The sequence below is a fragment of the Massilia eburnea genome, from assembly GCF_009720745.1.
In the GTDB taxonomy this organism is placed as follows: domain Bacteria; phylum Pseudomonadota; class Gammaproteobacteria; order Burkholderiales; family Burkholderiaceae_D; genus Rugamonas; species Rugamonas eburnea.
The window spans coordinates 1-12,514 of record NZ_WNKX01000010.1; the positions used below are offsets into that span (position 1 = coordinate 1).

Below are 12,514 nucleotides of genomic sequence, written 5' to 3' on the forward strand. Positions count from 1 at the left end.
TAGTAATGCCACGTCGATCACTCCAATTCCCCACTCAATGTCATGAGCAGGATTGTGTCTTAAACGTGGGTCAGATTCTGATGCAAATTATGCGGCAAAGTGGGTCAATTTTCGGTGCAAATCAACATCAAGAGAGCAACGGCGCCCATAGGAAAGATTCATGAAGACCTACGACGATTGGCTGCAATCGTCGAAAACACGAACATACGAGGAATTCTCTGCGTGATTGCAGAAGGAAAATTGCCCAATAAATGGGTAACCAAGAATGGGTTTCGAAGGACCGGAATTGTCAAGATTGACGACACCGACTCATCTTACCAGGTGATCTCTGTACTGAAGGCCAGTGCATTTCTGAACAAAAAGAACATTCACCGCGCACATTATTGCTGTGCTATCGAAGTGCTTTCCGATGACTTCATCGAGAAGGAACTAGCTGACGAGGAACTTGATGCTGATTGACTAGGATGCGCGGTGTGACCGAATGTGCCAACTTCGCCGCATCTCGCAGAGGAAGATGGCACATTTTTGGCACAGTCAGTGTGCCAAAAAGTGCGGAACAATGCGAAATACTGCTAAATATCGCATCACTCAACTAATTGATTTATATAGAAAAACGTGGCGCGGCTGGCGGGGATCGAACCCACGACCCTCGGCTTCGGAGGCCGATACTCTATCCACTGAGCTACAGCCGCAGGTGATACTGAAGAGACACGAAGGATAGCCGGAAATCCATTCCATAGCTAGGGCTTTCCGTCTATAATCGCAGGTTTGACGAGGGTTCGGCGTTAAAAATGCCAAAAACATAACCCTTCAACAGCTTCGAAAAACTGTCCTAAGGAAATCATGAGCCACGAATCCGCTATCAGAACGCCTAAGCAGCTGGTCGCTGCCGTTGTAGGTTTCTTCGCTGTCACTATCATCGGCATCGTTTTGCTGGTGCAGTTTGTGACCCAGGAAAAACTGACTGGCGCTGGTTCCGAAAGCCAAAGCGCGGAAGCCGTGGCTGCCCGCCTGAAGCCTGTTGCGGATAATGGTTTTACCCTGAAAGATGTGAACGCTCCTAAAGTGCTGCAGACCGGCGAAGCTGTCTACACTGCTACTTGCGCGGCTTGCCACGGTACCGGCGCGGCTGGTGCTCCTAAGTTCGGTGATGCCGGCGCCTGGGGTGCTCGTATCGCTCAAGGCCAGGACACGGTTGTGAAACATGCGCTGGAAGGCCTGCGCGCTATGCCTGCCAAGGGCGGCAATCCTGACCTGGATGATGTGGAAGTGGCACGCGCTGTGGTGTACATGGCGAACAAGGCTGGCGCCAAGTTCAAGGAGCCTGAAGTGAAGCAGGCTGCACCGGCTGCTGAGGCGCCTGCTGCGGAGCCGGCCAAGGGCTGATTGCTTGGGTTGCTGATAAAAAAACCGCTCGGATGAGCGGTTTTTTTTGCCTTTTTGAACCCGGTAAACCTGGGTCTGACCCAAAGGTCAGACCCCGTCTGTAGCGGGGCTATTGGTGTTGGTTCCAAGGCTTTTGACGTTTTGAGAAGGGCAAAGGCGCATACCCCAAACCTGCGGCTGTAAAACCGTTGGGGGTCTGACCCTTGGGTCGGACCCCGCCTTACCGGGTTTCTTACCAGATGATCACGCGGTCCTTCGGCGCCAGGTACATCTTGTCGCCCTTCTTCACGCCAAACGCATCATAGAAACCCGGCTGGTTGCGCAGCGAACCATTGGCGCGGAACTCTTCCGGCGAATGCGGGTCGGTCGTCACCTGGCGAATCAGCGCCGCGTCACGCGACTTGGCGCGCCATGCCTGCGCCCAGCCCTGGTAGAAGCGCTGCTCGCCGGTAAAGCCGTCAATTACCGGCGCTGGCTTGCCGCCCAGCGACAGCTTGTAGGCTTTGTACGCTATCGCCAAGCCGGAGTTGTCGGCAATGTTCTCGCCCAGCGTCAGCTCACCATTGACCTTGTAGCCCTTGACCGGGCTGAAGGCGCCATATTGCTTGACCAGCATCTGCGTCTTGGCCTTGAAGTTGGCGTGGTCACGCTTGCTCCACCAGTCACGCAGGTTGCCGTCGCCGTCATATTGCGCGCCCTGGTCGTCGAAGCCGTGAGAAATCTCGTGGCCGATCACCGCGCCGATGGCGCCGTAGTTGACCGCGTCATCCGCATTCGCGTCGAAGAACGGCGGCTGCAGGATGGCGGCAGGGAACACGATCTCGTTCAGCTCTGGGTTGTAGTACGCGTTGACGGTTTGCGGCGTCATGCCCCATTCGTCACGGTCGATCGGCTTGCCCAGCTTGTCCAGTTCCTTCTGCACTGCGAACTCGGTGGCGCGCGCTACGTTGCCCACCAGGTCATTGCGGTCGATGGACAGCTTGCTGTAATCGCGCCATTTGTTCGGGTAGCCGATTTTCGGCGTGAACTTGGCCAGCTTGGCTTGCGCTTCCTTCTTGGTCTGGGCGCTCATCCAGGGCAGCTTGTCGATGCTGTCCTTATAGGCGGCCAACAGGTTTTTCACCAGGTCTTCCATGCGTGCTTTATTCGCGGCCGGGAAGTACTGCTCCACATAGACCTTGCCGATGCTTTCGCCCAGCGCGTTCTCGGTGGCGGAAACGCCGCGCTTCCAGCGTGGACGCATTTCAGTCGCGCCACCCAGTTGCTTGCCGTAGAACTCGAAGTTGGCGGCCACGAAGTCCTTGCCCAGGAACGGGGCGTTGGCGCGCACCACGCTCCAGGTGAAGTATGGCTTGAGGGTTTCCAGCGGCGTTTCCGCCAGCAGCTTGTCCAGGGCTTTCAGGTAGCTTGGCTGGCTGACGATCACGTAATCGACCTTGCCGGCGACGCCCAGGCCAGCCAGGTAGGCGTTCCAGTCAAATCCCGGCATCAGGTCGCCGAGCTTGGCGACCGGCACCTTGTTGTAGGCCTTGACGGGGTCGCGCAGTTCGACCTTGGTCCAGTGCAGCTGCGCGATTTTGGTTTCGAAAGCGACAACGGCTTTGGCGTTGGCGGCGGCGTTGCCGTCTCCGGCCAGCGCCAGCATTTTTTCAACGGTGGCCTGGTATTTGGCCAGCGTTTCGGCCATCTTGGCGTCGTCTTTTTTCAGGTAATAGTCACGGTCGGGCATGCCCAGGCCGGACTGCACGAAGTCGATCACGTACTTGGTGGAGTCCTTGTTGTCCTGGTGGATGCCCATGTCCATCGGCGCCGCGAAGTTGTGGCGGTTCTGGTATGCGAACAGGGCTGGCAGCTGCTTTTTGTCGCTCAGGGCGGCGATGCGGGCCAGTTCCGGCTGGATTGGGGCGGTGCCCAGTTGCTCCAGGCGGGCTTCGTCCATGAACGAGGCGTAGAAGTCGCCGATGCGCTTCTTGTCGGCGCTATCTGCGCTCTTAGCGGAATCTTCAATGATCGTGCGCAGCTGCGGCTGGATGTCTTCGAACAATTTTTCGAAGACGCCCCAGCTGGACATTTCGGCAGGGATTTCGGCGGTGGCCAGCCACTTGCCGTTCAGGTGCTTGAAGAAGTCGTCCTGGGCGCGGACTGCGGGGTCGACATATTGGAGTTCAATGCCGGACTTTTCGGCGGCGGTGGCCATGGTGGCCAGCAGCGCGGCGGCGGCGGCGATGAGGTGTTTTTTCATGGGGGATCCTTTAGAACCGGTAAACCGGTGCCTGACCCGCAGGGTCAGGCACCGATACGCGGCGGTCGCGGGCGGGAGGTGTCTGACCCTGCGGGTCGGACACCGGTTTACCAGATAATCGCGCGCTCTTTCGGCGACAGGTACAGCTTGTCGCCTTCTTTCACGTTGAAGGCTTCGTAGAAACCGGGCTGGTTACGCAGCGTGCCGTTGGCGCGGAATGGGCCCGGCGAGTGCGGGTCGGTCTTCACGCGTGCGATCAGGGCGGCGTCGCGGAACTTGGTACGCCATACCTGGGCCCAGCCCATGTAGAAGCGCTGGTCGCCGGTGAAGCCGTCGATCACTGGCGCCTTCTTGCCCTTCAACGACAGTTTGTAGGCCTTGTACGCCACGGCCAGGCCGGAGTTGTCGCCGATGTTCTCGCCCAGGGTCAGCTCACCGTTGACCTTGTAGCCTGGCAGGGCTTCGAATTCGCCGTACTGCTTCACCAGGATCGAGGTGCGCTCCTTGAAGCGCTTGCCGTCTTCCTCGGTCCACCAGTTGCGCAGGTTGCCGTCGCCGTCGTACTGCGAACCCTGGTCGTCGAAGCCGTGCGAGATTTCGTGGCCGATCACGGCGCCGATGCCGCCGTAGTTGACCGCGTCGTCAGCCTTCATGTCGAAGAACGGTGGCTGCAGGATGGCGGCCGGGAACACGATCTCGTTCATTTCCGGATTGTAGTAGGCGTTGATCGCCTGCGGCGGCATCAGCCATTCGTCGCGGTCGATCGGCTTGCCCAGTTTGTTGATATTGCGGTGATGTTCGAAATCGCTGGCACGCATCACGTTGCCCACCAGGTCGTCGCGCTTCACTTCCAGCGCGCTGTAGTCGCGCCACTTGTTCGGGTAGCCGATCTTGGTGGTGAACTTGGCCAGCTTGGCGTGGGCTTCCTTGCGGGTCGCAGGGCTCATCCACTCCAGGTGGTCGATGCTCTGGTTGAAGGCTTGCAGCAGGTTCTTCACCAGCTGCTCCATGCGTGCCTTGGCTTCCGGCGAGAAGTACTTGGCCACGTACAGTTTGCCGACTGCTTCGCCCATGGTGCCTTCGGTCAGCGACACGGCGCGCTTCCAGCGAGGGCGCTGTTCGGTGGCGCCGCTCAGGGTGGTGCCGTAGAAGGAGAAGTTCTCGTCCACGTAGGCTTTGGACAGTTCCGGTGCGAAGGTGGCCAGCAGGCGGTAGTTCATGTACGCCTTCCAGTCTTCCAGCGGGACATCCGCCAGCACTTTGTCGAGCGCCTGGAAGTAGGTCGGCTGGCCGACGTTCACGTCCTTCACCTTGCCGGTCAGGAGCACGCCTTCCAGCCAGCTGTCGACGTCGAAGCTTGGCATCAGCTCTTTCAGCCTGGCCAGGTCGTATTTATTGTAGGCCTTGACCGGGTCGCGCAGCTCGACCTTGGTCCACTGGATTTGCGCCAGGCGGGTTTCGACGTTCACCACGGCTTTTGCGGTGGCGGCGGAATTGGTGTCGCCGGCCAGCGCCATCAGCTTGGCGACGTGGGTTTCGAACTTGGCGAGGGTGTCGGCCAGTTTGGCGTCGTCTTTTTTCAGGTAGTAGTCGCGGTCAGGCATCGACAGGCCGGACTGGCCCAGGTCGGCCACGTAGCGGGTCGAATCCTTGTTGTCCTGGTGGACGCCGACGTCGAACGGGCTGCTCACGCCGATGCGCGAGAAGTGCGCGAACTGGGCGGCCAGCTGTTTCTTGTCGGTGATGGCGGCGATGCGGGCGCGCTCGGCATTCAGCGGGGTGATGCCCAGCTGCTCGGCGCGGGCTTCGTCCATCATGGAAGCGAACATGTCGCCGACGCGCTTGGCGTCGGCGTTACCGCCCTTGGCGGCAGCTTCTTCGATCAGGGCGCGCAGCTGCGGCTGGACGGTTTCGGACAGCTGGACGAAGGTGCCCCAGCTCGAGCGGTCGGCCGGGATTTCGGTATTCTTCATCCAGGTGCCGTTCTGGTGCATGTAGAAATCGTCCTGGGCACGGACGGCGTTGTCCATGGTGGCGGTTTCGATGCCGGATTTCTGGGGTGCTTTGTTGCCGGCTGCGATGGCAGCGCTGGTGGCGAAGAGGCCGACGATAACGGCGCTCAGGATCTTGCGTTTCAAGGTTACCCTCCTAGGTAGGTGTGACGGTACCGCGCGACTCTAGCACGTTGCGGGGAGAGGTTAAAAGAAAAGCCACACTCGGGCGTGGCTTTTTTCCAAAACCCGGTAAACCTGGGTCTGAGCCAAGCCGGATGGCCGTCCCGTCAGACCCTGAATTACCGGATTTACCAAATGATGATGCGGTCTTCCGGTTTGACGTACATCTTGTCGCCTTCTTTCACGTCAAACGCTTCGTAGAAGGCTGGCTGGTTAACCACCGTGCCGTTGGCGCGGAAGCGGCCGGCCGAGTGCGGGTCGGTCTTGATCTGCACAATCGCCTGCTGGTCGCGCATCTTGGTGCGCCACACCTGGCCGAAGCCCATGAACACGCGCTGCTCGCCGGTCAAGCCATCGATTACCGGGGAAGCCTTGCCGCCCAGGGAAATCTTGTACGCCTTGTACGCAATCGCCAAGCCCGAGTTGTCGGCGATGTTTTCGCCCAGCGTCAGCTTGCCGTTGATGTTATAGCCAGGCACCGGCTCGTAGGAACTGTATTGCTTGACCATGGCGTCCGCCTTGACCTTGAACTTTTCGCGGTCTTCCTTGGTCCACCAGTCGCGCAGGTTGCCGTCGCCGTCGTACTGCGAGCCGGAGTCGTCGAAACCGTGCGAGATCTCATGGCCGATCACGGCGCCGATCGCGCCGTAGTTGACGGCATCATCCGCGTTCATGTCGAAGAACGGCGGCTGCAGGATGGCGGCCGGGAACACGATCTCATTGGCGGTTGGACGATAGTAGGCATTGATCGTCTGCGGGGTCATGCCCCATTCATCCTTGTCGATCGGTTTGCCCAGCTTGTCCAGGTTGCGGTTGTAGGCGAACTCGGTAGCGCGGCCCAGGTTGCCGATCAGGTCACCCTCCTTGAACGACAGCTTGCTGTAATCGCGCCATTTGTTCGGGTAGCCGATTTTCGGAGTGAACTTGGCCAGCTTTTCCTGCGCCTGTTTCTTGGTCTCCGGGCCCATCCAATCGATGCTGTCGATGCTCTGTTTATAGGCCACCAGCAGGTTCTTCACCAGTTCTTCCATGCGCGCCTTGCGCTCGGCCGGGAAGTACTTGGCCACGTACAGCTTGCCCATGCCTTCGCCGATGGCGCCTTCCACCACGCCCACGCCGCGCTTCCAGCGTGGCTGCTGCTCGGTCACACCGGTCAGCACCGTGCCGTAGAAGGCGAAGTTGGCGTCGTCAAAGTCTTTCGACAGGTAAGGCGACGCATCGCGCAGCAGCTGCCATTCGAAGTAAGCCTTCCAGGTTTCCAGCGGGGTGCTCTGAACCAGTTTGGCGAACTCGGTCATGTAGCTTGGCTGGGACACGATCACAGTCTTGGTCTTGGCGGCGATGCCAGTGGCGCCCAGCGCAGCGTTCCAGTCGAAACCTGGCGCGATGTCGGCCAGCTTGCTGATTTCCATCTTGTTGTAGCGTTTGACCGGGTCACGGTTGTCGACACGCGACCACTGCACTTTCGCCAGCTCGGTTTCCAGCGCAACGATGGCTTTGGCCTTTTCAGCGCCGTCCGTGTTACCGGCCAGGCCAAGGATCTTGGCCACGTGCTGCTCGTACTTGGCCAGGATGGCGGCGGTCTTTTCGTCTTCCTTCTTCAGGTAGTAATCGCGGTCAGGCAGGCCCAGGCCGGACTGGCCCATGTGGGCAGCGTACTGGGTCGAGTCGCGCGCATCCTGGCTGACGAACACGCCGAACGGCGCCGGCACGCCAGTCTTGTTGAAGTGGGCGATCAGGCCAGGGATGCCCTTCTTGTCTTTCAGGCCGCGGATGGCGGACAGCTCGCCGGCCAGCGGCTTGGCGCCCAGCTTTTCCAGCTTGGCTTCGTCCATGTAGGAAGCGTACAGGGTGGCGATCTTGGCGTCGTCGCCTTTCAGGCCTTTCTGGCCCTGCAAGCCCTGGATCAAGTCGCGCAGTTGGAACAGGGTGTCGTCGCGCAGCTTGGCAAAGGAACCCCAGCTCGATTTGTCGGCCGGGATTTCCGTGGTGCGCAGCCATTCGCCGTTCAGGTGCTGGAAGAAATCATCCTGCACACGTACGCTGTTGTCGATGTATTGCTTGTCGACGCCGGACGCCATGGTCGACGCGTGCTCGTGGCCTTCGTGACCGCCGGCGTGGGCGAATGCCGCCATCAGGCTCAGGGTGATGGTGCTCAGGATGTGTCGTTTCACTCTCGTTGTCCCTCTAGAATTTAGTTTCAAGTCGAACACTCCACTGGGTATATGTGGGGTTCAGCGAGGCCGCTTGTACAGCAAGGCCATTAGCGTACACCAGGTTGTTCCCGGCGGCGTCTTCCGCCAGCACATTGTTGGCGCTGATACGGAGTTGCGTGCGGCTGTCGAAACGCCACAGCGCATACATGTCCAGCACGCGTTTGCGGCTGGTCTCCACCACTTGCTTGTCGCTGGTCTGGGTGCGGATGGCAGGCGTCCAGTTGTAGCCAGCGCCCAGCGTGAGTGGAATGTCTTTCAGGCGGTAGTCCATGCCCAGGTTGGCCGTCTGCTTCGGCTGCTGGTCAAGCCGGTTGTCGGGGCCGGGGATGCCGTCGACCCGCGACCAGAAGCGGCTGTAGTTGCTGCGGAAGTCGATTTGCGGCGCGTTGTTCATCAACTCGGCCAATGAGAACTTCGCCTCCAGTTCGATGCCTTTGGTGCGCGCATGGCCAACGTTGGCGGGCGAGGACACCCAGCGCAGCCCGAGGTCGGTCTGCTGCTGCGTGAGTTCGCGGCGAATCAGGTTGTCGATATCGCGCACGAAACCGCTGACGCTGATGATCCCGTTGCGGCCCAGGTAGTGCTCATACGCCAGGTCGAGGCCTGTCGCCAGTTCCGGCTTCAGGTTCGGGTTGCCGGTGCGGTCAGGGCTGGTGGCGCTGTTAAGGCGCGACAGGAAAGGCGCGGCGATGAGGTCCTGCACATTGGGCGATTTATAGCTCTTGGTCAGGCTGACGCGCAGCTGGTCTTTTTCGTGGCCGGGGATCTTCCATACCGCGTGCAGCAGCGGGCTGAATACCTTGCTGGTGTTGCTGACGGCGCCTTCGCTGCGGTCGGAAGTGGTGCGGATGCCTTCCCAGCGGGCGCCGGCATAGGCCGACCATTGCGGCGTGATTTCCCATTCGTCCTGCGCGTACAAGGCGGCGCGGCGCGTATCGGCAGTGAGGTTGTCGCCGGAATCGGCAAACTGCGCGACCCCATTCTTGTTCAGCGAAACGCGCACTTCCTCGCGGTGGCTCGCTTCCAGTTCCCAGCCTGCCGCCAACAGATGGCCGGCGCCCAACGGCGAGCTGTATTTGCCGCCAGTGTTGACGCTCTTGTCGCGCGTGTCGTCGGTATCGGTGAAGCGGTCCAGCAGCGCGCCCTGGGCGTCGTACTGGTAGCGCAGCGAGTCGTTGCTGCGCTTGCCCAATCCAACGCCGAATTTCACATCGAGCTTGCTGGCGCCCTGCAGGCGGTGCAGCCAGTTGCCGAAGCCGCGCAGGAAAGTCACGTCGCCTTCATTGCTTTGTTGTGCGAAGTTGTATTCCGGCGGCACGCTGCCCACCGGTTGCGCCAGGTTGGTGTGCGCATTGCTGCGCATTTGCTGGTGCATCAGGAAGGTCTGGAAATTCAGCGTGTCGCCATTGCTGAACTTGTACGAGAGACGCGGCGTCAAGTGCAGGCCCTTGGTGTTGCCCGCGCTTTCGCTATCGAGGAATTGTTCCTTGAGCAGGTCGCCCGCTACATCGGTTTCCGTGTTGCGGGTCAGCGTACTGTCATGCTGGCGGTTGTAGTTGAATGAGGCCGACAAGGTATAGCTCAGGGCGCCCACCTTACCCGGCGCCGTCACCGACAGCTCGGGCGAGTGGCGGCCCTGTTCGATGCGGTCGCCTGCCTTCACCTGGATGCCGTGCATCTGGTAGCCATCGCGCAGCACGATATTGATGGTGCCCGCGATTGCGCGCGTGCTGTGCTCGGCCACGGGGCCGCGCATGACCTCGATACGCTCGACCTGGTCGGGCGATAGCGACTCCATCGAGAAGCCGGCCGGTGGGCGTTCGCCATTGACCAGCACCTGGGTATAGCCGCTGCCCAGCCCGCGCATGCGCACTTCGCCGCCACGCCCAGCGCGTCCGCCGATGGTCACGCCCGGCAGGCGTTTGAGCACATCGCCAATATTGCTGTCGCCATTACGGTCCAGCTCCTCGCGGCCGTAGACCTGCTTGCCCGCCGTGGAATTGCGGCGCTCGACCATATCGTCCTGGCGGCCGCCGCTGATGGTGACTTGCGGGACAACCTTATCGGCCGACTTGCTCGGCTCTTGCTGGGCGGCGGCGCTGGCGGCAACTCCCAATGTTGCCATGGCGAAAGGGATCAACTTCTTCATAGGTGGGGCATTGTAAACGCCGCCCCGGCTGGCGGCGCATCGCCGCAGCCTTTGTTACTTAACGATACTTACATGCCGCGGCCGCCTGGTCCACCCGTACCGCCCATGCCGCCAGCGCCGCCACGACCTCCGCGGCCGCTGTGATGTGCACCTTCGCCGGCCGGCCGTTCGGCATGGCTGGCGCCGGGTCCGTCTTCCATGCGGATCAGCTGGTCGAGCAGGAATTTTGCAGCCGCCTGGCGCTGGCCGTCGTCCAGGGCGTCATTGATGCCCAGCCACCATTCGCGCAGCTGGCGGTCTTCCGCCGCGGTGGCCGCCTGCTCCGCTTCCAGGCCCGCCTGCAGGTCGCGCAGCTCGACATTCTGGGCTTCCAGGCTGCTGCGGGTGGCTTCCTGCAGGCGGTCGCGGCGGGCCTTGCGCTCACGCAATAATGCCTTGCTCTGGCTTTCCACCTTGGCCCACAGGGTTTGCTGGTTGCTGTTCAGGTTCAAGGACTTGCGGAATTCGGAGGCCATCGGCACCAGGTCTTCGGCGCGCATGTCCATGACGGGCACGGCGAAAGCCGGGGCGACGGCCATGGCCAGCAAGAGCCAGGCGGCACGGGCGGTGCGGATAATCTTCATATTCTTGCTCCGGAAAAAAAGATGCCCGCGGTGGGTGCCGCAGGCATGAAGCTACTTTAGGGTAGAGAGAAATAGCGAGGACCAGTGTAGGCCGCGGAGGCTGTCAATTCTGCCTTTCTTACAAATACTTACTCAGGTAAATACATTGGCAAACAAGTACAAAGTTGTGAATTAATCGTGGCTTTCAAACGCTTTTTATTCCATATGGCAGCTACGATTGCTGGGAATCAGGTTTATACTGAATTCCAATGGCGGACGAGTTAACCGCTGTATTTGGAACAGGTGACACATGGGCAAGAAACTCAAAAACGCCGGCCTGATCGGGCTCGGCGTAGTCGCGGGGGTCGCAGTATCCCTTCAGTTTTCCGCGATGGCGCAAAAGCAGGCCGACCCGGGCTTGCCGCTCGAGGAGCTCAAGCAGCTGGCCGATGTGTATGGCCTGATCAAGTCTGATTATGTCGAGTCAGTCGATGACAAGAAGCTGCTGACCGAAGCCATCTCCGGCATGGTCGCTTCGCTCGACCCGCACTCCGCCTACCTGGACAAGAAAGCCTACGCCGAGCTGCGCGAAGGCTCGCAGGGCAAATTCGTCGGGCTGGGCATTGAAATCGCCCAGAGCGACGAGGGCTATATCAAGATCGTGGCGCCGATCGAGGATTCGCCAGCCTACCGCGCCGGCATCAAGCCGGGCGACATGATCACCCGCCTCGACACCACCTCGCTGAAAGGCCTGAGCCTGGACGAGTCGGTCAAGAAAATGCGCGGCGAGCCGGGCACCAAGGTCGAGCTGACCATCATGCGCAAGGATGAGCCGCAACCGCTGCAGTTCACCCTGAACCGCGAAGAAATCCACCAGAAGAGCGTCAAGGCCAAGATGGTCTCGCCGGGCTATGCCTGGCTGCGCATCTCGCAATTCCAGGAACCGACGGTGGATGACCTGGCCGCCAAGATCACCGAACTCTACCGCCAGGACCCGAACCTGAAAGGCCTGGTGCTGGACCTGCGCAACGACCCGGGCGGCGTGCTGCAAGGCGCCATCGGCGTAGCGGCAGCCTTCCTGCCGAAAGACACACCGATCGTCTCGACCAACGGCCAGTTGCCTGACTCGAAACAGATCTTCTACGGCCGCGCCGAATACTACTCGCTGCGCGCCGACGGCGATCCGCTGGCCAAGCTGCCGGAAGCGGTCAAGCATGTGCCGATGGCTGTGCTGGTCAACACCGGTTCCGCCTCCGCCTCGGAAATCGTGGCCGGCGCCCTGCAGGATTACAAGCGCGCCACCATTATCGGCTCACAGACTTTCGGCAAGGGCTCGGTGCAGACCATCCGCCAGCTGACCGCCGATACGGCGGTGAAGCTGACCACGGCGCGCTACTACACCCCGCACGGCCGCTCGATCCAGGCCAAGGGCATTTCACCCGACCTGGCGGTGGATGAGAACGAGGATGGTGACGGCATGAACAGCCTGCGCATGCGCGAAGCCGACCTGGCCAAGCACCTCACCAACGACCGCGAACAGGAAGCCAGCAAGGGCCAGCGCGACGAACTGGAAGAGCAGATGCGCATCCTGGCAGCGGAAAAGAAGCGCAAGCCCCTCGAATACGGCAGCGGCGACGACTTCCAGCTGAAACAGGCCCTGAACCACCTGCAGGGCATGCCGGTACAGATGGCCAAGGCCGAATCCAAACTGGTCAGACTGGACCCTCCAGCCAAGAAATAACGTG

At 60.6% G+C, this 12,514-nt stretch carries 8 protein-coding genes and 1 tRNA gene; 3 read left to right on the plus strand and 6 right to left on the minus strand.

Annotation, left to right across the window (positions count from 1 at the left end; genetic code table 11):
- Positions 1–114: 114 nt before the first annotated feature.
- Complete coding sequence (locus GM658_RS14455) at positions 115–459, plus strand: hypothetical protein (RefSeq protein ID WP_155454763.1); 345 nt, start codon at positions 115–117, stop codon at positions 457–459.
- A 157-nt stretch (positions 460–616) separates the two neighbouring features.
- On the opposite strand, the gene GM658_RS14460 is transcribed toward GM658_RS14455, so the two are convergent.
- A tRNA-Arg gene (locus tag GM658_RS14460) sits at positions 617–692 on the minus strand.
- Between the two features lie 151 nt (positions 693–843).
- Here GM658_RS14460 and GM658_RS14465 point away from each other — a divergent pair.
- Positions 844–1,386, plus strand: a complete 543-nt coding sequence (locus tag GM658_RS14465; protein ID WP_155454764.1) for a c-type cytochrome — start codon at positions 844–846, stop codon at positions 1,384–1,386.
- 232 nt (positions 1,387–1,618) lie between these two features.
- Here the strand turns inward: GM658_RS14465 and GM658_RS14470 are convergent, their stop codons facing one another.
- The 5 genes from GM658_RS14470 to GM658_RS29540 all read right to left on the minus strand — a co-directional run bounded on the left by GM658_RS14470 (position 1,619) and on the right by GM658_RS29540 (position 10,790).
- On the minus strand, positions 1,619–3,628 hold the full coding sequence (locus GM658_RS14470; RefSeq protein ID WP_155454765.1) for a M13 family metallopeptidase: 2,010 nt from the start codon (positions 3,626–3,628) through the stop codon (positions 1,619–1,621).
- A 107-nt stretch (positions 3,629–3,735) separates the two neighbouring features.
- Entirely contained in the window at positions 3,736–5,766 is a 2,031-nt protein-coding gene (locus GM658_RS14475) for a M13 family metallopeptidase (RefSeq protein ID WP_155454766.1), read from the minus strand.
- A 164-nt stretch (positions 5,767–5,930) separates the two neighbouring features.
- Entirely contained in the window at positions 5,931–7,937 is a 2,007-nt protein-coding gene (locus GM658_RS14480; RefSeq protein WP_155454935.1) for a M13 family metallopeptidase, read from the minus strand.
- 52 nt (positions 7,938–7,989) lie between these two features.
- Entirely contained in the window at positions 7,990–10,167 is a 2,178-nt protein-coding gene (locus tag GM658_RS14485) for a TonB-dependent receptor plug domain-containing protein (protein WP_155454767.1), read from the minus strand.
- Between the two features lie 68 nt (positions 10,168–10,235).
- Positions 10,236–10,790: a hypothetical protein gene (locus GM658_RS29540; RefSeq protein WP_155454768.1), complete on the minus strand. Its 555-nt coding sequence runs from the start codon at positions 10,788–10,790 to the stop codon at positions 10,236–10,238.
- A gap of 289 nt (positions 10,791–11,079) precedes the next feature.
- On the opposite strand from GM658_RS29540, the gene GM658_RS14495 reads away from it, so the two are divergent.
- Positions 11,080–12,510: a S41 family peptidase gene (locus GM658_RS14495; protein WP_155454769.1), complete on the plus strand. Its 1,431-nt coding sequence runs from the start codon at positions 11,080–11,082 to the stop codon at positions 12,508–12,510.
- The last annotated feature ends 4 nt before the right edge of the window (positions 12,511–12,514 follow it).

Coding starts and splice junctions, on each gene's coding strand:
- GM658_RS14465 (WP_155454764.1), top strand. CDS start 844: ATGAGCCACGAATCCGCTATCAGAACGCCTAAGCAGCTGGTCGCTGCC.
- GM658_RS14480 (WP_155454935.1), bottom strand. CDS start 7,937: ATGGCGGCATTCGCCCACGCCGGCGGTCACGAAGGCCACGAGCACGCG.
- GM658_RS14470 (WP_155454765.1), bottom strand. CDS start 3,628: ATGAAAAAACACCTCATCGCCGCCGCCGCCGCGCTGCTGGCCACCATG.
- GM658_RS14495 (WP_155454769.1), top strand. CDS start 11,080: ATGGGCAAGAAACTCAAAAACGCCGGCCTGATCGGGCTCGGCGTAGTC.
- GM658_RS14485 (WP_155454767.1), bottom strand. CDS start 10,167: ATGAAGAAGTTGATCCCTTTCGCCATGGCAACATTGGGAGTTGCCGCC.
- GM658_RS29540 (WP_155454768.1), bottom strand. CDS start 10,790: ATGAAGATTATCCGCACCGCCCGTGCCGCCTGGCTCTTGCTGGCCATG.